At 40.2% G+C, this 21,626-nt stretch carries 19 protein-coding genes; 7 read left to right on the top strand and 12 right to left on the bottom strand.

Annotated elements, in window-relative coordinates:
* Positions 1-368: 368 nt before the first annotated feature.
* Positions 369-1,043, bottom strand: coding sequence for a Ycf66 family protein (locus CAL6303_RS28610; protein ID WP_015199314.1), 675 nt, complete (start codon positions 1,041-1,043; stop codon positions 369-371).
* 466 nt (positions 1,044-1,509) lie between these two features.
* On the opposite strand from CAL6303_RS28610, the gene gndA reads away from it, so the two are divergent.
* Complete coding sequence (gene gndA, locus CAL6303_RS18340) at positions 1,510-2,940, top strand: NADP-dependent phosphogluconate dehydrogenase (protein WP_015199315.1); 1,431 nt, start codon at positions 1,510-1,512, stop codon at positions 2,938-2,940.
* Positions 2,941-3,014: 74 nt separating this feature from the next.
* On the opposite strand, the gene CAL6303_RS18345 is transcribed toward gndA, so the two are convergent.
* The 3 genes from CAL6303_RS18345 to CAL6303_RS18355 form a co-directional block, all read right to left on the bottom strand.
* Entirely contained in the window at positions 3,015-3,458 is a 444-nt protein-coding gene (locus tag CAL6303_RS18345; RefSeq protein ID WP_015199316.1) for a DUF3574 domain-containing protein, read from the bottom strand.
* Between the two features lie 100 nt (positions 3,459-3,558).
* The gene (locus tag CAL6303_RS18350) at positions 3,559-4,704 is read right to left on the bottom strand and encodes a serine/threonine-protein kinase (RefSeq protein ID WP_015199317.1); all 1,146 of its coding nucleotides are present in this window, start codon (positions 4,702-4,704) and stop codon (positions 3,559-3,561) included.
* A 375-nt stretch (positions 4,705-5,079) separates the two neighbouring features.
* Positions 5,080-6,171: a DNA polymerase beta superfamily protein gene (locus CAL6303_RS18355; RefSeq protein ID WP_015199318.1), complete on the bottom strand. Its 1,092-nt coding sequence runs from the start codon at positions 6,169-6,171 to the stop codon at positions 5,080-5,082.
* A 467-nt stretch (positions 6,172-6,638) separates the two neighbouring features.
* On the opposite strand from CAL6303_RS18355, the gene rplU reads away from it, so the two are divergent.
* The 3 genes from rplU (at position 6,639) to CAL6303_RS18370 (ending at position 8,087) form a co-directional block, all read left to right on the top strand.
* On the top strand, positions 6,639-7,016 hold the full coding sequence (gene rplU, locus CAL6303_RS18360; protein WP_015199319.1) for a 50S ribosomal protein L21: 378 nt from the start codon (positions 6,639-6,641) through the stop codon (positions 7,014-7,016).
* A gap of 102 nt (positions 7,017-7,118) precedes the next feature.
* The gene (gene rpmA / locus CAL6303_RS18365; protein ID WP_015199320.1) at positions 7,119-7,403 is read left to right on the top strand and encodes a 50S ribosomal protein L27; all 285 of its coding nucleotides are present in this window, start codon (positions 7,119-7,121) and stop codon (positions 7,401-7,403) included.
* A 342-nt stretch (positions 7,404-7,745) separates the two neighbouring features.
* The gene (locus tag CAL6303_RS18370) at positions 7,746-8,087 is read left to right on the top strand and encodes a hypothetical protein (protein ID WP_015199321.1); all 342 of its coding nucleotides are present in this window, start codon (positions 7,746-7,748) and stop codon (positions 8,085-8,087) included.
* A gap of 142 nt (positions 8,088-8,229) precedes the next feature.
* On the opposite strand, the gene CAL6303_RS18375 is transcribed toward CAL6303_RS18370, so the two are convergent.
* From CAL6303_RS18375 to topA, 6 genes are all read right to left on the bottom strand, one after another.
* Positions 8,230-8,841, bottom strand: coding sequence for a hypothetical protein (locus tag CAL6303_RS18375; protein ID WP_015199322.1), 612 nt, complete (start codon positions 8,839-8,841; stop codon positions 8,230-8,232).
* A 131-nt stretch (positions 8,842-8,972) separates the two neighbouring features.
* The gene (locus CAL6303_RS18380) at positions 8,973-11,480 is read right to left on the bottom strand and encodes an HD family phosphohydrolase (protein WP_015199323.1); all 2,508 of its coding nucleotides are present in this window, start codon (positions 11,478-11,480) and stop codon (positions 8,973-8,975) included.
* Between the two features lie 368 nt (positions 11,481-11,848).
* On the bottom strand, positions 11,849-12,703 hold the full coding sequence (locus tag CAL6303_RS18385; RefSeq protein WP_015199324.1) for an ADP-ribosylglycohydrolase family protein: 855 nt from the start codon (positions 12,701-12,703) through the stop codon (positions 11,849-11,851).
* 163 nt (positions 12,704-12,866) lie between these two features.
* Complete coding sequence (gene aroQ, locus CAL6303_RS18390) at positions 12,867-13,352, bottom strand: type II 3-dehydroquinate dehydratase (RefSeq protein WP_015199325.1); 486 nt, start codon at positions 13,350-13,352, stop codon at positions 12,867-12,869.
* Between the two features lie 30 nt (positions 13,353-13,382).
* The gene (locus CAL6303_RS30820; RefSeq protein WP_015199326.1) at positions 13,383-13,523 is read right to left on the bottom strand and encodes a hypothetical protein; all 141 of its coding nucleotides are present in this window, start codon (positions 13,521-13,523) and stop codon (positions 13,383-13,385) included.
* A gap of 380 nt (positions 13,524-13,903) precedes the next feature.
* Complete coding sequence (gene topA, locus CAL6303_RS18400; RefSeq protein ID WP_015199327.1) at positions 13,904-16,579, bottom strand: type I DNA topoisomerase; 2,676 nt, start codon at positions 16,577-16,579, stop codon at positions 13,904-13,906.
* 576 nt (positions 16,580-17,155) lie between these two features.
* Between topA and CAL6303_RS18405 the strand changes: the two genes are divergently transcribed.
* The 3 genes from CAL6303_RS18405 to CAL6303_RS18415 all read left to right on the top strand — a co-directional run bounded on the left by CAL6303_RS18405 (position 17,156) and on the right by CAL6303_RS18415 (position 20,626).
* Positions 17,156-17,503, top strand: a complete 348-nt coding sequence (locus CAL6303_RS18405) for an RNA recognition motif domain-containing protein (RefSeq protein ID WP_015199328.1) — start codon at positions 17,156-17,158, stop codon at positions 17,501-17,503.
* Positions 17,504-17,951: 448 nt separating this feature from the next.
* A complete protein-coding gene (locus CAL6303_RS18410) occupies positions 17,952-19,511 on the top strand; it encodes an NAD(P)H-quinone oxidoreductase subunit N (RefSeq protein ID WP_015199329.1) in 1,560 nt (519 codons plus the stop codon).
* Between the two features lie 116 nt (positions 19,512-19,627).
* Positions 19,628-20,626 (top strand): tetratricopeptide repeat protein, encoded by a 999-nt coding sequence (locus CAL6303_RS18415; RefSeq protein WP_015199330.1) that lies wholly within the window; start codon positions 19,628-19,630, stop codon positions 20,624-20,626.
* 201 nt (positions 20,627-20,827) lie between these two features.
* Here CAL6303_RS18415 and CAL6303_RS18420 read toward each other — a convergent pair whose 3' ends face one another.
* Together CAL6303_RS18420 and CAL6303_RS18425 are read right to left on the bottom strand one after the other, a co-directional pair.
* The gene (locus CAL6303_RS18420) at positions 20,828-21,004 is read right to left on the bottom strand and encodes a hypothetical protein (protein ID WP_238993714.1); all 177 of its coding nucleotides are present in this window, start codon (positions 21,002-21,004) and stop codon (positions 20,828-20,830) included.
* A gap of 353 nt (positions 21,005-21,357) precedes the next feature.
* Positions 21,358-21,606: a DUF4926 domain-containing protein gene (locus tag CAL6303_RS18425; protein ID WP_015199332.1), complete on the bottom strand. Its 249-nt coding sequence runs from the start codon at positions 21,604-21,606 to the stop codon at positions 21,358-21,360.
* Positions 21,607-21,626: the final 20 nt, after the last annotated feature.

Consider the following 21,626-nt stretch of genomic DNA (forward strand, 5'->3'; position numbering starts at 1 on the left):
ATGGGCTTTACCCTTACGGTTGATGTGGTTCAAATAGCTGAAAACTGCTGATCATATCATTTAGCTACAAACCTTGTAGAGAGGTTCCAGTGGAACCTCTCTACAATCTTTCTAGAGTTTTTCTAGTTATACCAATTCAAATAATGATTGCAACACATCCAACGGTAGAGACGTAGCAGTGCTACGTCTCTACAAATATCTATTCTGTCGCATTGTTTTTTAAAATTGGTATTATACCAAAAACGGCTAGAAAGTGGACTTCCTAAATTACTACAGCGCCTTTGGATTAAACTTAATAGCTAAAGGCTAAAAGCTAACCGCTTGCAGTAGCATATAACCGTCAACACAAAATCGACAGACTGCTACCCCTAAGAATGACTAGAATCACCATTTTCGGGGGATTCTTCCACCACTGCTGATGACGGAACATCTGCCGTAGTGTTGTCGATGACGACGATTGGTGGAACATTTACAACATCTGTCACAGGATTTTCCACAACCGTCTCTTCACTCTTAGTCTCCACTACTTCCGCAGGTGGTTCAGCTACCATATCACTCAATTCATCAAGAATCTTAGTGGGTGTATCCACAATAACAGGTGTAGTTGTGGGTGTCTTCACAGGTTTAGAGGCACTGGTACGATCCTTGATTTTATCTTGAACACCACCAAAAACTCGACTAAAGCTAGATTTTAAACCCGTTAATTTATCGGGAAGCGATAACTTGTTCACCTGGTCAGTAATAGTACTTTGTAATTGTTCAGTACTGGGTACAGGAGTTTGTTGTATCGCTGGTGTCACTTGGCGGCGTAAACTAAAAGTCTGCCAGCCGAACCAGTATAGTAGGGAAATACTCGCCACATGACCGAGTAAAAGACCTCCACTAATACGCCGCGCAAAGATCCAGATCACTAGAGCGTAGAATAAACCGACACCACTCCAGATAAAATCATTTTTGCGGTGAATTTCGGGAAAAAAGAAAGCCGTCATATAAACAGCTATGCTACCAAGACCTACTGACAAAGCTAAAACATATGCAAGCATTTTAAACTCCTGAAACTAAATTCTGGAAACTGGGAATGGGAAATTGGGAATCGATTAATAAGTAAGTCGGCGTAAATAATTATCACTGGTTTGTAGTTGCGCTACTCTGCGAGAAGCCGCTGCGCGTCTATAGCACTAAATTACAACTACGAGGCAAATACAGAGATTTTACTTTTCGTTACATGGTTGTTTTTTCTCGCCGACTTACTTAGTTAGAAATGTAGGATGCAACTCAAAATTAGCCGTAATTTTAGTCTTTCCATTCCCGTTTCCCCATTTAATTAATTCAATTTCTCAGGTTTTGCAAGCCTAATTGTAGATTCAGACACAAATTAAAATTAATTATTTGTATCGATTGCCTATTTTTGCACTTCGGTTAAACTCTTAATGTCTTCTTTAGGGAAGAACTGAAAATCTCGGACTACCCTAAAAATGATAGGAACCGCAAGAGTTAGCCAATAAGATTATGACATTGCAAAGCTTTGGTGTGATTGGTTTAGCCGTAATGGGGGAAAATATTGCCCTCAACGTAGAGCGAAATGGCTTCCCAATCGCCGTTTACAACCGTTCAAGAGAAAAAACTGATGCCTTCATGGCAAATCGTGCTGGGGGTCGTAACGTCAAAGCGGCTTATGATCTGAAGGAGTTTGTCGCTTTGTTAGAACGTCCTCGCCGAATTTTGGTGATGGTACAAGCTGGTAAACCAGTTGATGCGGTGATTGAGCAACTCAAGCCGTTGTTGGATGAAGGCGATATTATTATCGATGGTGGTAACTCTTGGTTTGAAGATACCGACCGTCGGACTAAGGAACTTGAACCAACTGGTTTACGTTACATCGGCATGGGCGTTAGTGGTGGTGAAGAAGGTGCGCTGAATGGTCCCTCCTTGATGCCTGGTGGCACAGAAAGCTCCTATGAGTTCTTGTCCCCTATTTTGACTAAAATCGCGGCTCAGGTCGATGATGGTCCTTGTGTGACTTACATTGGTCCCGGTGGTTCGGGTCACTATGTGAAAATGGTTCACAACGGGATTGAGTATGGTGATATGCAGCTCATTGCAGAAGCATATGACCTATTGAAAAACGTGGCTGGACTGGATCATACCCAGTTACACCAAGTGTTTACTGAGTGGAACACCACCGACGAACTCAATTCATTTTTGATTGAGATTACTGCTAACATTTTCCCCTACATCGACCCTGATACCAAGAAACCCTTGGTTGAGTTGATTGTGGATGCAGCAGGACAAAAGGGAACTGGACGCTGGACAATTCAAACCGCTTTAGAATTGGGTGTTGCTGTCCCCACAATGATCGCGGCTGTAAATGCCCGTATTTTATCTTCAATCCGTGATGAACGGATTGCCGCATCGAAGCAGTTAACTGGTCCTTCTGCTAAATTTAGTGGTGACACTAAGGCATTTATCAACAAAGTTCGGGATGCTCTTTACTGCTCGAAGATTTGTTCTTACGCTCAAGGGATGGCGTTATTAGGTACAGCTTCTAATACCTATAACTGGAATTTGACCTTGGGTGAATTGGCTCGAATTTGGAAAGGTGGTTGTATTATTCGGGCTGGTTTCTTGAATAAAATTAAACACGCATACGATGAAAATGCGTCTTTGGCAAACCTCTTGTTAGCGCCAGAATTTAAGCAAACAATCCTAGATCGTCAAACTGCTTGGCGTGAAGTGATCATGACTGCGGCACAATTGGGTATTCCCGTTCCCGCTTTCAGTGCTTCCTTAGACTATTTCGATAGCTATCGACGCGATCGCTTACCCCAAAATCTCACCCAAGCACAACGCGACTACTTTGGAGCGCATACCTATTTGCGTACTGACAAAGCTGGTACTTTCCATACTGAATGGGTACCTATTACTGAAGCGAAGAAATAACTGAGTTTTGGCAAAACCCCCTTTATTTCGGGTTTAACTGAATTGTAGAGACGCGAAATTTCGCGTCTCTACTGCTATTTATTGAAGGATACTTTAACATCGCTTGTCACTTGTAAAACTGATTCTTGCTGGAATTTTTGCTTGTAATTGGCTATAACTTCTTGAATCATTTTGTTTTTGCTTGGATTCTTCTCGTGAATCAAAATCACTAACTTAGTTTTTTCTTTAGTGAGTTTACCTACATTATTTAGATACTGTCCGTTGGCATCAATAACGGTTAGTCCTTCTTGGAAACCAGGTGTAATGACGGTATTTAGAAATTGCTGCCATTCAAATTCAGAAATTTTTGCACCTGTTGGTTTTGATAAGCCGAAATATAATTCATTCTTAGTTAGAAACTGTTCAGTTTCCTGAGATGTAGATATTTCAGGAGATTGACCGCGTGTTAGGGTATTTATATTCCCAGGAGCTATAACAACTAAACTTGTGATCATTAGACTATATAAAATTTTCTGCATCTCGATAACCTCCTGTTAAATTTGTTTTTGTTTTAACTTTACGGGAGAAATCAACGAATTATGCATTTGTTACAGCCCTACGAATTTAACTCCAAACCCATCAATTCCCCAAAAACTTGCTTCGCATCTCTTCCAATTCCTCATCAATTTTGCTTTTGTTGGCAGGTAAGGCAGTTGGTGACTGGGATGGAGGATTAGGAGTATTCTTATTTCCACCAGTTAAAAATGCCGTTTTCATCTCTTCCAATTCCTGCTCAACTAAATTGAGTGGTTGATTAGTTGGTTGATTTGGTGATATTTGAACAGGTTTGACTGCTTGACTATGATTACTTGGCTTAACACTAATTTGTGTGAGTTTATTTAAATCCCGAATCACATCATCGGCTTGCTGATAACGTTTTGCCGGAATACTTTCTGTCATGTGGTTAAGAACTTTTTCCAATTCTGCACTGACAGAATTTTGACTTTGTAAATATTGTCGCCAAATCCAAGTATCAGTATTTGCATCATGCAAATCAAAGGGCGATTTTCCTGTGAGTAAATGCAAACAAGTTACACCCAAACTAAAAATATCACTAGCGAATAAAACTTTACCGCGAATTTGTTCAGGTGCAACATACTCTGGACTGCCAATACTCGTTCCCGTGCGATTTAAAGCTGTATTGGTGGCAACTTTAGAAGCACCAAAATCAACTAAAACTAAAGTATTATTACTGGCAAAATTGTTTCTCCGCCAAATGATATTTTCTGGCTTAATATCTCGATGAATTACCTGTTTGGTATGACAAAATTGCAATATTGATAATAATTCATTTAATATTTGGCGGATTTGTCCTTCATTAAATACGCCATTATTTCCTAGTTCCTGCGCTAGATTCTGCCCTTCAATAAACTCCTGAATTAGATATTGGCGGTCATCTTGGGTAAAATATGCTAATAAATCAGGGATTTGGGGATGTTCACCCAATTCATCCAAGCGCATCGCTTCTTGGTTGAACAATTCCACAGCTTTTTGGATGGTGCTGGTTCCCTGTGCTTGGGGGTAAAATTGTTTAATTACACAATAGGGTTTAGAAGGCTTATCTTCATCTATTGCCAAGAAAGTTCGCCCAAAACCACCTTGCCCAATGGGTTTGATTCCACGATATCTATCTTTGAGAAGTAGTTTAGAGCCGCAGGTTAAGCAAAATTTACCGTCATTGGTATTTTGAGGTTTGGGACAAAGGGGATTCAGGCAGTAGCTCATGAATAATAGCGTGGGATTGTCGCTGTTTATTCTATTGTGCCTTAATTTCGCTATTAGTTCTCGTGAAGATTATGATCGTAGTAGAATCCTGTTATACAGCGGGGTCTTTTTTGGTGAATACACAAAGACTGGGTAAAATGAGCAGTGCGATCGCAATAGAACCGTAGGTTGCTTGGAACAAAGTGTAACCCAACAAAACTAACTGGAAAAACGAGTAAATTTTCAACTTACTATAAATATCTTAATCAACAAGCAAAATTCACACTAATTCATATTTTGCCTATTGATAAATGTTTGGTTACGCAAAGCCTCCACCCAACCTACACAACTCATAACTGTTCGGTGTTCACTGTTCGCTGATAACTAATAACTGATTTACCACCCTTGCATTTCCACTAATTCCATACATAATTCGTTGATTTCTACTAAATTTGGTCGATGGGTAAGGGCTGATTCCTCATAAACTTTCTCCATTTCTGCCATTAAATTATGTGACATTTCCATCACTTGTTCATAGGAAAGTTCACCCCGAAGGATTAATTTTAAATCTTCCGCATCACCTGCTTGATATCTATTAACAACGACTTCTCCCCTTCGCAATATTTCCACACCACTCCGCAACAAACGAATGCAATGCATCCCATGCTTGAGGTCAAAACCTGATTTTTTCTCCATTTCTGCCCTAGCTGGATTTCTGTTAGTTAGCCAAGATTGGTAAGCTTTCCATTCACGTAGGGCATTTTGATAAGCTTGGCTTTTTTGTAGTAGCCGAATAAAGTCTTTCCTGCTATTGGTGAGTTTTTGAGTATAGCCTAAGATATCATCAGCTAAAGTATATTGCTTTAGTACACCTTTATAGTCAACATCAGCCGTTAACAACTTATATAGCTGTTCTGACTCTTCCAGAAACTCAATTTTGCCACGAATAATTAAATATAGATATTCCAAAAAGGCATTTAATTCTTCTTTGCTAAGTGCTTCATCTTCCCCAATCCCATAATCAGCAGGTAATGGTTTTGCTTGTGGTGGATGTAATAACCATTTCCGGTGACTTTCCATTTTTTTAATTTGGGCAAAAGCATAGCCGGAGTAGGTATGTTTTACTTTTTTGCTCAAAAATAATTGTCTATGCTCAATTAATTTCTGTCCAACAGGAGTCAACAAGGGGTAATTATCTAACCACAATAGTTCCAAAACATTAGGATTCGCACCGGAAAGCAACTGTACCACCTTACGTAGTTCGTAAATTACAGTATCTTTGTTCCCGTCCAAAAACGGCAATATTCCCGGTTCATCTTCCCATCCACTATCTTTCTGCTCAACATTATCGAAACCCAAGTAATATTTTTTGGGAGCAATAAAAATTCCCCGATAGTCGTAATCCGAATCTGGACGATTTAACCCATAACCATGACTACCCGCTAAACCAATCAAAATGCTTCTTTTTTCGACTTCGACGCGTTGCATTATCGATATTTTCCTTTTTTAACGCCATCCTAGCTCAACTAGGCTCAAAAAAAAGAAAAAGTCCGAGTTACTCTAAAAGTCACTCGAACCTGGTGCTGTTCTGTGTCAATTTGTAGATACAACGGCAGATATCAAAATTACGCAATATTCTTACGGAACGCTCACGCGAAGTGACAAAAGCCATTCTGGCATCCAAGAAACAGCGCAAGCTATCGCATTTAAGTTTTTTTGAGACTATAGATTTATGTAATTTTAATCGTACTTTTAATCGTACTTTTAAAATATATGCCCAAATATTGATTGACATTCTATACCCTGCGAAATATGATGGGAGTTTGTCTGTCTATATTCCTGCTCGGATCAGGTAGACACATAACAAAAGCTGGCTGACAAACATAAGTTTGCTTGGGTTTTGCCAATAGCAACCCTAGCCAGCTACCTGTACGGCAAACTCAAAAGGCGATTTCATGACTTACGCAATTATTGAAACTGGTGGTAAACAGATACGTGTTGAGCCAGGTCGTTTTTACGACATTGAACTACTTCATCACGAACCTGAAGAAAGTATTACTATAGATGCGGTGTTACTGGTGCAGCACGATGGTGAGACCACAATTGGTCAACCTTTGGTTGCAGGAGCAACGATCCAAGGAACCGTAATGCGACATTTCCGCGATCGCAAAGTCTTAGTATATAAGATGCAACCGAAGAAGAAAACCCGTAAAAAACGTGGTCATCGTCAAGAAGTAACCCGGTTGATGATTAACTCTATCAGCATGAATGGTTCGGTGATTGCTGAAGCAACCGAGGTACCTGTAGAAACTCCTAATGTTGCTGCTGAGTAAAAAGCAGGGAATATCGAGTCAGAATCTGTATTTATCACTTCTGACTCTCAACTCTAAGTGCTAAGTTAAATAAAAACACTAAGACGAACAAAAGAGGAAATTATGGCTCATAAGAAGGGTACAGGTAGTACACGTAACGGTAGAGACTCTAATGCTCAAAGGCTAGGTGTTAAGCGTTACGGTGGTCAAGCAGTTCGCGCTGGTAATATTTTGGTTCGTCAACGCGGTACTAAGTTCCACCCCGGTAACAACGTTGGTATCGGCAAGGATGATACTTTGTTTTCCTTAGTTGATGGAGTGGTGGCTTTTGAAAGAAAAGGTAAAACCCGTAAAAAAGTTAGCGTTTATCCTGTTCCAGTAGCTGCTGTTGAAGTTGCAGCTTCTTAAGTAGAAGTTGACAAATTTATCTTTTTGTGCATGACCTTTCCTGGGGATTTGTAAGGAAAGGTCATTTTTTAACTTATAAGCTAATGTGGCGGTAAATTATATAGGTCAAAATATAAGCCAAAAACACAAAATGATTTTAGTGCAGGCAGCGTTCGATGGTTCCTGAGCCTGTCGGAACGAAGTGTACCGGAGGTAAGGACTAAGCGCTCACGCCGAAGTCCTGCCGGCGTTTTACATACAAATTAGATGCGTTGTAGCTTACTATGTGTATTTTATGTGGGAAACTAAAAACGGCTACTTTAAATTCCCTTCCGGTTACGGATCTACGGTACTCTAGATCTTATGAATTACGAAACCGCACGCAAAATCTTAATTGATCAGACAATAGCAACAGATGAAAATCCAGAAGCCTTGTTGTTACGTATGCAGCAGGGAAAACCCCCTATACCCGGTCAAATTACATCCATCTTGTTAGCATTAAAGGTGATGTTTGAAGGGTTAAAAGAAGCCACAAATATAGATAGAGAATTAGCTTATGCCTTATACTCACTGACTTTAAAGGCACAACAATTATTTGCTATCGGGCGTAAAAATGGTGTCGATTGGCCCCCCTTATTTAAGGAAGATTTACTCAGAATAGCATCTGCCTGTGAGAGTATATTTTCTGGTGTTTGGCAAACTTAAATTTAGTTAGATTGCTTGAATCGTGCCTAAGTCAAGACTTTGAGAATAAATATACAGTTATTTTACGTGAAAATATAGAGAGACGTGACATGTCTCGTCTCTACGGGTTATGACTTGATTGTTCGGGTTTAGAAGTTTTTTCTTAACGATTTCGTAATTCGGCTTCTAGCTTATCAAGATCAGTTTTCAGAAAAACTAGCATTTGTCCTGTATATGCTTTACCATTTTTAGGCTGGGCAACCTCCATCCAATACCCATAGCGATCGCCTAAACGTAATTCCCCTTGCAGTGCTTCACGAATTGGTGTTTTTGCTAATCGCGCTGAATTGATTGCACTTTGGTTAGGGTAATCATATATGACTTGGGCGCGCTCAAAATCTTGGTAAATATCTAAGCCGTAAATAATTCGTAGTGATTCTTGTAAACGATTGAAGCTCATTCCATTAATAGCATCATACATGGCAATCCGCTCATTACGAATTGTATTACGCTGCCCTACAAATCCTGCTTTTCCAGGTGCCAAAACTGATGCTTGGAAAGTAAAGCGCTGTGCTGCGGTATCACTTTTTTGAATAAAAAATCGCTCACCGGGGTTAGGAAGTAAGGTGGGATGGGATTTTATCCAAGCTTCTACTTCTTCAGTTGCTTGTCCAGGAAGTGCGTAAGTTTTTGGCGATGTTAGTATTACAAGACATAGTGCTGGTACTAGGGAAAGCCCTAAGGTTAAGGGGTAAAAAAAACGTTTGTGAATCATTTTCTAATTTAGGAATAACGTTAATGTCACTCGTGCAGCAGGATTCTTTGACTCTTGCCAAACAAGTAATTATAGTTTTCCCTTTTTTAGATAAATTTATTACATGGGGGAGTGAAAAGAATCAGTATTGCTTATAAATCATTGCTAACTTTCGTTTTCGGATAAGCGATGCGTTTATGATGAAATTGTTGCCAAACTTCCACAAATATTTCAGCCATTTCGGTCATTTCTGCCCTTGTAAGTCCAGAATCAACAAGTTGTCGCTCTTGCCAACGAGCGCGAAGAATGTTATTCAGCATGTTTAGGGCTTGTTCCGGTGTCGTGTCTTTAAGACTACGTAGTGCTGCTTCGCAGGAATCAGCTAACATGACGATTGCGGTTTCACGCGATCGCGGTATCGGTCCGTCATAGCTAAAATCAGCAATATCAACAGTTATTTCGGGATTTTCTTTGGCAAGCTGCTGCGCTTGGTGATAAAAATAGGCGATTTGCATGGTTCCCTGGTGTTCGGGAATAAATGCTTGGATTGCACTGGGTAAGCGGTGTTTTTTTGCCATTACTAACCCTTCAGTTACGTGCTTTTTAATGATGGCGGCACTTTTCCAAGGATCCTTAATTTTGGTATCGTGTTTGTTGGGTCTACCCATCTGATTTTCAATAAAAGCTTCTGGGTCGTGCATTTTTCCAATATCGTGGTATAGTGTCCCAGCACGAATCAATTCGATATTACAACCCAGCTTACGGGCTGCTGCCTCGGCAAGACTGGCAACAAATAGGGTATGCTGAAAGGTTCCTGGAGTTTTAGATGCCAGTTGTTTGAGGAGGGTGCGATTAGGATTTGCTAATTCTGCGAGGCGAATTGGTGTAACTATATCAAATAGTTGTTCTAAATAGGAACTTAAACCCAATGCCACAATAGTCCAAATTAATCCAGAGACAGCAAATAATAGAGATTCCTGAAAAACTAAATACCAATTGGGAACAAATATTCTGCCTAAAAAAAGCTTAAGTAATAGATATAGTCCTCCTTCGGTGAGGGCAATCCCGATTCCCAATAGCGCTAATTCTTCACGCGATCGCATTCGGTGGGCAATGACCCCTCCAAGTAAGGCTCCTGCTGCCCCAGAAATCAAGGCAATGCGGCTAATTTCCATACTTACAGATAACAACACCACCAATAAGCCAATCACCGTAGTGCTAATAGTCGCTCCGTAAAAGCTTCCCAGCAATAGCCCCACAGCACTCCAACTGGTGTAAGGAGTAATTAGTAATACTAGTGGTGTACTAATTCCTAGGAGCAAAATCAATAAGCGATCGCGTTGCCGAAATTTTGCTTTATTTTGTCGTTCAACTACCGCATAAATACCAATAGCAGTGGTAATTAATAAGCTCAAGGCTAATAAACCCCACCAATTAGCCTTACGCTGAATTAGATGATAAGCTTCCAAAGCTTGGTAATCTAAGTAGTTAATTTTTTCTCCCTGATTAACAATAATGTCCCCTGCTTCCAGCACCACCATCACAGGTGTGACTCTATCTACTATTTGCTGAGCCCTAATTTGTGTTTTCGCTGCATCGTTTTTCAGGTTTGGTTGCAATACGCTTGTTAATATTTTACTTGCCAAGGCTTGAGATTCTGGCGGAACAAGTGAACGTAGATGCAGGTTAACAGCATCTTGTAAAATATTATCTGGGAGTCCTGGGGGCAAACCTTGAGCTAGAATTCTTTCCATACAATGTTGAATTCCTAGCTTGGTTTCATTCCAGTTATCACTGGATAAATTAAGAATGGAAGTATCGGTGTAAGGAATATTAGGGTTAAGTTCAATTAACTCTTTGAGCTTGACACGAGCTTCAATATATCCATTCCTGATTCTGCTGATATGGCTAATTAATGCTGAAAAGTTCGACTCGGCTGTTGTTTGGCGATATGATTGAATTTCATTCACAGCAGTAGCAAATTCCAAATTAGCATTTCTAGGGATTGACTGAAGGTCTTTGCCAATCACTAATGGTAATTTGGTTTTAGATGTTTTTTGTTTTTGCTGCAAATTATTAATAGTTGTCACAAACAATTGCCACTCTGATTCCGATGTAGAACGCAGATAGCGCTGTGTGGGATAAGATAACAACAACGTGTCAAAAAATGGAAATTCACCAGCTACATCCCGAACTTTATCACCTTGTTCTAGCAATTGATGGAGATTTTGCTCGATTCTTTGATTGACCATCACATCAATCATTAACACTGGTACCAAATCCTGACTTGCTATATCCCGTCTTTGCTGAGTTTCTTGTTTATTCTCGATTGTAAGTGTTTTTGCGGCGTAAAATGTTTGAGGTGCAATACTACCAACCAGAAGTTGAGGTTGATTATATAATTTGTGTCCCATCACACTGGTGAGGGATAAAATTGCAATTATGGCTATGGCAGATGAGCGCTGTACTATTCGACTGATATCAAAAGACTTGATTTGGGTACTTGTCTTAACTAATTTGATTCCTGATTGTAAAACCTTATTTCGAGATTTCCATACTGCCTGTGCATGTAAAACAAACTTCCGGCATCGCAATTTGCAGATTCGCTGCCAGTACTTTAATTTCTGCGTCAAGGACTCGAAAAATGGCACTTGCTTCATTCCTTGTAATCGCAGTTATTACTTTGGCAGTATAAAATCAGATAATTGCTGATGAAAACAGCCATTAAGCTGGTTTTTCACAATTGTCACCTGGTATTTTTGGACAAATACTTGACTGTCAAATTTTAATATACAACATAAAGGTAAGTAGTGGCTTAAAAAATAATTGCCCTAAAGCTAACTAATTCAGACTTTTTTAGTTCTGACTTGAGGCAAATGGATGAATGTTATCAAGAGCTTCAGTATTAATAATATCTTCACTTGCTTGTACTGTTCTCAACTAATGACTTCAATAGAATTGTCAGCGATATCCTAATTGATCAATAGTAGGGGGTTTAATGCCCCTACTGCCTTCTTGAACGAATAAATCAGATCCACTTTACGATTCGTGCAGATACAACAGCAAATTTCTCAACTGTGTCATGGTTTGCTGAACTATTCAAGTCATATATTCCTGACCATGCTGCAAATAACTGGTCTGACAGTGCAATTATCTCTCTAAAATCTGGTTCTAGTTGATTTACTTGCCACGAAATTGGAATTCCGCTGATGCTGTTGTATGCACCTGATAATGCCCCGGTAATTATACTGCTGGCTGGGGATAATTGTTCATTTTGGGATGCTCGCAACACTGATGTGGGAAAATCTTCCAAAGAAGTGATTAAACAGTAGAGTGCGATGGCTATCATCTCAGAAAGCTGATTATGTCGTATTAATTCGCTTTTGATCTGTTCTAAACTTGCCCTTCGTAGGGACAATTCCTGAACTTTTAATAGCTTTTCTGGTAAGTCTGTAGAGGTTTCCCCCAAAAATGTCAGCAATTGGGGAATTAAATTACTTGGTGTAAATCTTGCTTCCAGGGATAATGCGATCGCATAACCAAAAACTAAGGCTACATCTCGTAATATCGGTTCATCGTCCCATATTTGCGCTACATTTACTAAGTTTTGCCGCAGCTTAATTGGGTTTTCGTGGAAAAACAATGCTACTGGCAATGTCGTCAAAATCCACTTCACTTGGTAGTTAATAACTTCGTTGTCTTTGACAAATTTATCTGACTTCAACTCTAGCCAAACATTTACATCTAAGGTTCCCAATTTTACTAGACTTTCACAACTGGCAACTACAGCTTTGCTGAGGGAAGTAACACCAAGTAGTTTTTTCTCACTGACTAATGCACCTAGCAAAGCACCCCTAAACCGATTCACCAAAGAGTAGCGCATAAAAATTTATAGATCTAAGAATCAGAGTTGGAGAAAACTTTTGCTAGTTAGCCCTATTGCCATACATAAGTAATGCAAATTACAAGCATATTGCTTTAGTGAAGCGAGTATTGCAAAAAACAATTTAATTTTTGAACTTAATTTTTGAACTTAATTTTTGAACTTAACTTTTCCCCTGCTCCTTTCCTTCTCCTTGCCCTTCTTGCAGATGATACACTAGGGCGCGAAGACCGAGCAAATAACTATTAGCTCCAAACCCACTAATTTGCCCAACAGCTACTGGGGCAATGTAGGAGTGATGCCGAAACTCTTCACGACGATACACATTACTTAAATGGACTTCTACTGCCGGTAAACCCACACCCGCGATCGCGTCACGTAGTGCCACACTAGTATGAGTATAAGCCCCTGGATTAATTAAAATTCCTTGATGCCGCCCTAAAGCCTCATGAATTTTGTCTACTAAGACACCTTCATGATTTGACTGAGCCGTAACTATATCCACCAATAAAAGCGCCGCTTCTGCTTTTAAGCGGCTGTCAATAGTTGCTAACGACAGCGCTCCATAGATTTGTGGCTCACGCTGTCCCAACAAATTGAGATTTGGTCCATGTAGCACCAAAATACTCAAAGGAGGCTGTATTTTCACATCTAACAATTTCCGATACAGACTTGATAGCTAGCGCCGTCGCCGTGAACGATCATCCACAGGAATTGGAATTAATTCTGGCTCCGGTTCACATTCTGGTCCTAGCAGAGCCTCGACTAATTTACGAGCTAACTCTTTGAGCTTTTCCAGCACCTTTTCTATATAGTCCATTTAAACTGACCGCTCCTGATATCTACCTATAATATTGGTTAACAGCTATGGAGTAGGTAGGGTGCCTGTACACCTTGCTAATTAAAAATAGGCTAACAATATTTATCGGTAAACGACAAGTGATTGTTTCCTAAATTTTAGTGTTTTCTTCCCCTAATATTAACATTATTACATGAACAACGGATAGAATCGCATCTTCCGTGGGAATAGTTTGTTGTATCAAAAAAAGTCATAAACGCTGCTTATGGGGATATAGCAATATAGCTTATCTATAAACGGCGTTAAATGACCTTTAGAAGTTGAGTTTTAAGCTATTTGTGGGTGCGTGACCTCAAAACCGGGATTTATTTCCGTAGGCGATCGCATCACTGTTTTCAGGCTTATTTTTTCTTACCTCCAGCAGTTGAGGATTTACTAGAAGATGATTTAGTAGTCTTAGTGGTCTTAGTGGTTTTAGTAGTAGATTTAGCACCTGCACCCTGAGATTTACTACTTTTCCGAGTCGATTTGCTGGTGGATGCCTTGCTCGATAGTAATTCCACAGCCGTATCCAGTGTCATATCCTCCACCGTTTGACCTTCAGGAATACTCACATTGGTTTTGACATGCTTAATATATGCTCCATATGGTCCATCGTAAATATTTACGGGTTCCCCATCTTCCGGGTGTGCCCCTAACTCTTTGAGGGCTGCCTTAGACTTGCCACTGCTAGCACGTCCTTTCTTCGGCTCCGCCAGTAATTCTAAAGCACGTTCTAGAGAAACTGTCAAGACATTATCAGCAGCCTTCAGTGAGCGGTAATCTTTCCCTTCCTTATTATTGTGAACAACATAGGGACCGAATCGACCCAAATTAGCTTGAATGGTAGCACCCGTATCCGGGTGTGTACCCAGGAGTCGTGGAAGTGCCAATAATCCTACAGCCGTCTCCAAAGTCACTGTTTCGGGTGTGACACCTTTGGGCAATGAAGCCTGTTTTGGTTTAGGATTTTCCTCCGATTTTTCACCCAACTGCACATAGGGACCATAGGGACCAAGCAGAACAAAAATCGGTTCACCAGTTTCTGGATGCCTTCCCAACTGATCGGGACCGCTAATTTTTTGTTTGAGTAGGGTTTGGATTTTTCCTAAGTCCAAATCAGCTGGAGTTAAATCTTTCGGAATTGATGCAGTGACAACATCGTCACCATTCCCAGTTTCCAAATAGGCACCAAATTTACCGATGCGGATTTTGACATCAGGAATTTCTAAGTCTACAGTTCTAGCTTGAGCCGAATCTATTTGGCTTTCTTGCTCTTTAACTAAGGTATCAAGTCCTTTTTCCCCGGAATAAAATGACTTGAGGTAAGGAAGCCATTTTGCTTCTCCGGTGGAAATATCATCCAAAGTTTGTTCCATTTTGGAGGTAAAACTCGGATCGACAATATCAGGGAAATGTTTTTCTAACAAATCCGTGACAGCAAACGCCGTAAATGTGGGAATTAGGGCATTATTTGTCAACTGTGTGTATCCCTTATCAATAATCGTCCCAATAATGCTGGCGTATGTACTAGGACGACCAATTCCTTCACTTTCTAAGGTTTTGACTAAAGTTGCTTCACTAAACCTAGCTGGGGGTTGAGTTTCGTGATCCACTGCTGTGAGTTGGCTACATTCTGGATGATCACCAACTTTAAGATTAGGTAAAATCACTTCTTGATCATCTAATGCAGCATCTGGATCATCGGAACCTTCCACATAAGCACGGAGAAATCCCGGAAAATCGATCCGCTTGCCAGAAGAACGAAAACCAGCATCTTCAACCTGTAATTGGACAGTGATTTGAGTTTGATTGGCATCTGCCATTTGTGAAGCCACAGTCCGCTTCCAAATCAAATCATAAACTTGAAATTCTCGACCACCCAAACCAGTTTCTTGGGGAGTTCGGAAAGTACTACCAGCGGGACGAATAGCTTCGTGCGCTTCCTGTGCGCCTTTAGATTTGGTGGTATATTTCCGTGGCTGGGGACTTAAGTAATTTTGACCGTAAAGTTTTTCTACACATTCACGGGCAGCTATTAAGGCTTGTTCCGACAAATGTACAGAGTCGGTACGCATGTAAGTAATATAACCTTGCTCATACAGGTTTTGGGCAACCCGCATTGTGTCCCGTGCCGAAAGACGTAATTTCCGGTTTGACTCCTGTTGTAGGGTTGAGGTGGTAAATGGGGGTGATGGTTTGCGAGTGACGGGACGTTCTTCTAAGTCGCTCACAGACCAGGGTTTACCAGTTAAACGTTCCTTTAAAGCTGTTGCTTGTTCCTCATTAAGCAAAACAACATTGCGTCCAGCGGTGATTTGCCCAGTGGTGGAATCAAAATCGCTACCAGTGGCAACTTTAGTTCCTGCCAATGTGGTTAAGACAGCGCCAAATGTAGCTTTTTCATGGAGTAAATCAGCTTTGAGATCCCAATATGCACCTTCACGAAAGGCTCGACGCTGCCGTTCTCGATTTACCAGTAAGCGAACAGCTACCGATTGAACTCGCCCAGCAGACAATCCCCAGGCGATTTTCTTCCATAGCAATGGTGAGAGTGTGTACCCCACCAGTCGATCCAAAATCCGGCGTGTTTCTTGGGCGCGAACTAGCTGTTCATCAATGGTACGGCAATTTTTTAGGGCTTTTTGAATGGCTTCCTTGGTAATTTCATGGAATACCATCCGCTTAGTTGGTATTTTCGGATTAAGTATTTGGTATAAATGCCAGCTAATACTTTCACCTTCCCGATCTTCGTCAGTTGCCAGAATTAGTTCCTTGGCATCCTTTAGGGCATCTTTGAGTAAGGTGACGATCTTTTTCTTGTCTTTGGGAATGATGTATAGCGGTTCAAAATCGGCATCTACATTCACTCCCAATTGTGCCCACTTTTCAGCTTTGACAGCGGCGGGAATTTCAGTAGCTGACTGAGGAAGATCGCGCACATGTCCCATTGACGCTTCTACCCGATAGCCCTGTGGCAGGTAGTTACGAATGGTGCGAGCTTTAGTTGGAGATTCAACGATGACGAGAGTTGACATGGAAATTTCAAAAAAAAGAAAAGCTGCTAGGCTAAAAAATGAAGTTGAAGTAATTTCAACTAGTTGTCAAGATATAAGTTCGTTATCTCAGGCAATTTGATAATAAGATTTGAGTTTAACGTTAAGAAGCCTGTAAAGGCGAGTTGGAAAAAATTTGCGAAGGTTGGGCGACGGGAGTAGATCAGGTTTATCTGATTCAACTAGCTGTTTTGAGGTTATCAAGTTCAGCATGGTGGATTCAGGGTTAGGAGTTTTGCTTGTTGGTAGCTTACCGCTTAACCTATTTCCATCTTTAACTCATATCTTGCATGATTGGCGACTAACAGTGTGGAAAATTATTTCCTGTGGTGGACATAAAATTTGAAGAAAGTGGCAAAAAGGACTCATAAAACTCCTGATGATGAGTAAATTTCATCTTTGCATCATACGCACAAATTTAGCCTTGGTTGCCAAAATAAAGATGTGCTAGGATAGTTTTGGAGAATAGAGTTCTACGGTAGGGTTCTTGTTTTTACACCAAGTAGCAAGTTGCTCTCCGAGTGAACGTCTCTGCATCACAGGATTTTGGAGAGTTTCATGTCAATATACGTAGGTAACTTATCCTACAGCGTCACGCAAGACGATTTAACTAAAGTTTTTTCTGAGTACGGTACTGTAACGCGTGTGCAGTTACCTACAGACCGAGAAACAGGTCGCGTGCGAGGCTTTGGTTTTGTTGAAATGGAAAGCGAAGCTGCGGAAACAGCCGCTATCAGTGCGTTGGATGGTGCGGAATGGATGGGAAGAGCTTTGAAAGTTAACAAAGCAAGACCAAAGGAAGAAAAGAACGATGGCTACGGCGGTAAACAACGCTCTGGCGGTGGAAACTGGGGAAATCGTGGGAATGATCGAGGTGGAGACGACGGATACTCCAGGCGATACTAATATCTAAAGTCTTTAAACCTATCATCAATAAGCCTCTAGGCTCAATTTAATTATTTTTTGTATTTTCAGCAAGTTATCTATCGTTACCAATGTACCGAAGGATAGCTTGTTTTTGTTCAGTTGCAGATTCAAAATTAATAATTCAGTTTTTGTGTCATCTCTCGTTACTAGGCAGAGCCTGGGAACCCTGACTTTGAAGTTCCGCCTCCAGATATGCATTCCTTGCCGGAGACAAGAAACGATTTAGAGCAAACATGTTGAGTGAGATGCTGTAATAAAAAATAGCTCCTGATTAAATTGGGTTCAGTTGAAGAACTGATTGAAACCATTGATAAATCTCATGTAATTGTTGATAAAGATAAATTCGATTCATGCAAGTCAACTAAAAAACAATAGAATTAACAAAGTTGGTTCCTTAATCTTTCATAGCTAGAACCTAATACCGCTCATGGATTTTGCAAATCTTGCAGCCCAGCTAAATGCTGGCACGATACTACCAGAGGGTATTGTCATTGTCACCCTCATGGGGGTTTTGATTGTTGACTTGATTTTGGGGCGAACCTCATCACGCTGGATTGGATATCTGGCAGTTGCAGGATTATTCGCTGCCATAATCGCCCTCGTTTTTCAATGGGATAGCACTAATCCCGTTGGTTTTACAGGTTCGTTTAATAGTGACGACCTCAGCATAGTTTTTCGCGGTATTATTGCCCTCTCCAGCGCTGTCACCGTCTTGATGTCCATTCGCTATATTGAGCAGAGTGGCACAGCTTTGGCAGAATTTATCGCTATTTTGCTCACCGCTACCTTGGGAGGGATGTTTTTATCCGGGGCAAGTGAGTTGGTAATGATTTTCATCTCCCTAGAAACCTTGAGTATTTCCTCCTACATGCTCACAGGTTACACCAAGCGTGACCCCCGCTCCAACGAAGCCGCCTTGAAATATTTATTAATTGGGGCTTCTAGTACAGGTGTATTTTTATATGGGGTTTCATTACTATACGGCTTATCTGGTGGTAACACAGAACTGAATGCGATCGCGCAAGGAATCAAAGCGGCAAATATCTCCCAATCTTTGGGTTTGGTAATCGCTTTAGTATTCGTCATTGCTGGGATTGGGTTCAAAGTCTCCGCCGCACCCTTCCACCAGTGGACTCCCGACGTTTACGAAGGCGCACCAACACCAGTTATTGCCTTTTTGTCAGTTGGTTCCAAAACCGCTGGTTTTGCCCTAGCTATCCGCCTTCTAACTGTCGTTTTCCCCCTGATTGCTGACGAATGGCGCTTTGTCTTTACAGCCCTCGCCATCTTGAGTATGATTTTGGGTAACGTCGTCGCCCTGGCACAAACCAGTATGAAGCGGATGTTAGCCTATTCATCCATTGCCCAAGCCGGGTTTGTGATGATTGGCTTAATCGCTGGTACCCAAGCCGGTTATGCCAGTATGGTTTTTTACCTGCTGATTTACCTGTTTATGAACCTATGTGGTTTTACCTGTGTGATTCTATTCACCCTCAGAACAGGTACAGATCAAATCGCCGAATACTCAGGTTTGTATCAAAAAGATCCCCTACTGACATTGGGTTTAAGCCTGTCTTTATTATCTTTAGGCGGTATTCCACCTTTAGCAGGCTTCTTTGGTAAAATTTACCTATTTTGGGCTGGTTGGCAAGCAGGACTCTATGGCTTAGTATTACTAGGCTTAGTCACCAGCGTTATTTCCATTTATTACTACATTCGTGTAGTCAAGATGATGGTTGTCAAAGAACCTCAAGAAATGTCTGAAGTGGTGAAAAACTACCCAGATGTTCGTTGGGATTTACCAGGATTTAGACCTTTACAAGTGGGTTTAATCGTAACTTTGATTGCTACATCTTTAGCTGGGATTTTATCGAATCCACTCTTTACCCTGGCTAATAATTCAGTTTCTAATACACCAATGTTGCAAACCGCTGTACTCAGCAAATCTCAAGTGAGTGTAGTTGCAGAACCAACTGATAAGTTGTGAAGAGATAGATTTTAGATTCACTTCAAATCTAGAATTCCACATCCACAGCATTTGTTGTTAAACCTAGTCCTCGACTTCTCAAGAAGTCGGGGATTTCATCTATTTTATTGGGTTATATGAAATATTTTTTTCGTCTTAGATATATTGCTATTTTATGGTTAGTTATTTATACAGTTTTCCAAATAGCTTTTACCCAACCTATTCAAGCCAAAACTAATTACTCTGTAGAATCACAAGCCAAAAAATATCCTCTGGTAACTCAAATTTCTCCAGCAGAAATTATCGAATTCAATAAAATTTTTGAGTTTGGGAAATTTAATCCCCAAAAAGCGATCGCTTTACGTAAAAAACTGCAACCTTTAGCAGATAAAAATGATGCAGTTGCTTGTTACTGGCTAGCTAAAACCTACGATTGGTATGAGTTTGGCATTGGGAAGGAGAAAGACCGTCCATTAGCTCTAAAATGGTATCAACAAGCAGCAAGACTTAATTACGCTCCTGCATCATATCTTCTTTACAATGCCTATTTTTATAGATTTATGGGTTTGAAAAAAGACGAGAATGAAGCGAGTAAATGGTTGCATAAAGCCAAGGAAACATCTTCAGGAAAACTTCTCGCACAAATCCTCATGGAATTTGTTGGTTTTAGTGATCCAAATGCAAAAGACTTAAAACTACCATCAATTACCAAAAGTAATACTAATTATATTGAATATCTCCGCCAAGCATATGTATTAAGTCCTAATGATAGCTGGATAATAAATAGATACGGCAATTCGCTGTATGAAGCGAAACGCTATACCGAAGCATTGTCGATTCTAATTCATAGTGATAACGCTTATATTTGGAAAAAAATTGGTCAGATGTACGAACAAGGTTTAGGAACTTCTATAAATATAGGAAAAGCTTTATTTTGGTACAAAAGAATGGCAATTGAGGGTAAAGAACAAGAGAATGAAATCAATCCGATTAGCCACTATGGAGTACTAGAAATTTATCGTTTAATTTGCTTAAAGAAAATCACACCACAACAAGCAGGAGATATTTATACTCCGGAAAAGTATCGAATAAAATTTGCTCAATTTAGTGATGCTAAGTGTAATTATGGTTCTTGAGATTTCGAGGAATTATAGCGATTATACTACGATATCAAATTCTTTTAAATGAACACACAAATGGAAGGGATACAGCACTGCTGTATCCCTACAAAGATAGTGTGCAATCAATCTAATTTGAGATTGATTCCTTACGTTGTAATGACACATTTCAATCGTTTAAAAAAACTCTGTGTTCATCATAGACAAGGTTTAATTTGCTTATAATACTTTGATACAGCCATCTTTGATTTCGATTTTGGAATCATCTTTGACTTCGACTTTTCCACAAGATGTTTCAATTACAGCATTTTTACCACTACCTTGTATGGTTGCGGCTCCAGTGGTGCTACCGTTGAATGTAACTTCTTTGGTTGAGCCATCCATCTGAACTTTCATTACATGCTTGTTCGAGTCCTTATTATAGTATTTCATATAAACAGAAGCCAAAGAAGGACTAGAAAGTAAAACTGTAGGTATGGTAACGCTGAACAGTGTCACGAGAAGAAGTGCTTTTTTCATGGTTTTTGAAAAACGTATTTAATGGATATATTTATTAATATTTACTTTTTACTCTAGAAAAAGAATAATCACCTTGGGTGCTTATACGTAAATGATGTAATTATCTTCTAATGATTCAGTTTTTCAGAAAAAATTAGGTACTTTAGCATCTGTTCTTCAGTGACTTGTACAACAAGCTCTAAAACAATCACTAAACCTTACAAACTTAAGTTATTCGGTATTGGTCTAGTTTATGCTGTAACCATCTGTTTTTCCGAGTCGGGTGATGCTGGTTCAAAATGCAACACCATAAATTGCTCCATCCTTAGACCTAGAGATTCGTAAGTTCGTCCGTTGCGATCGCTAAATTCGACTTCAAATGCAGCACCATTAGCCAAAACTTCGACCACTGTACCAACTTGTCCACGCCACAAGTTACACTCAGGAAGGTCAACTATTAGTGCGACTACATCAAGTAATTTCGGTGTGTTTGTTGTCATTGATGATTACCTCTAAAATA

Origin of the sequence: Calothrix sp. PCC 6303, from assembly GCF_000317435.1 — a bacterium.
Classification (GTDB): domain Bacteria; phylum Cyanobacteriota; class Cyanobacteriia; order Cyanobacteriales; family Nostocaceae; genus PCC-6303.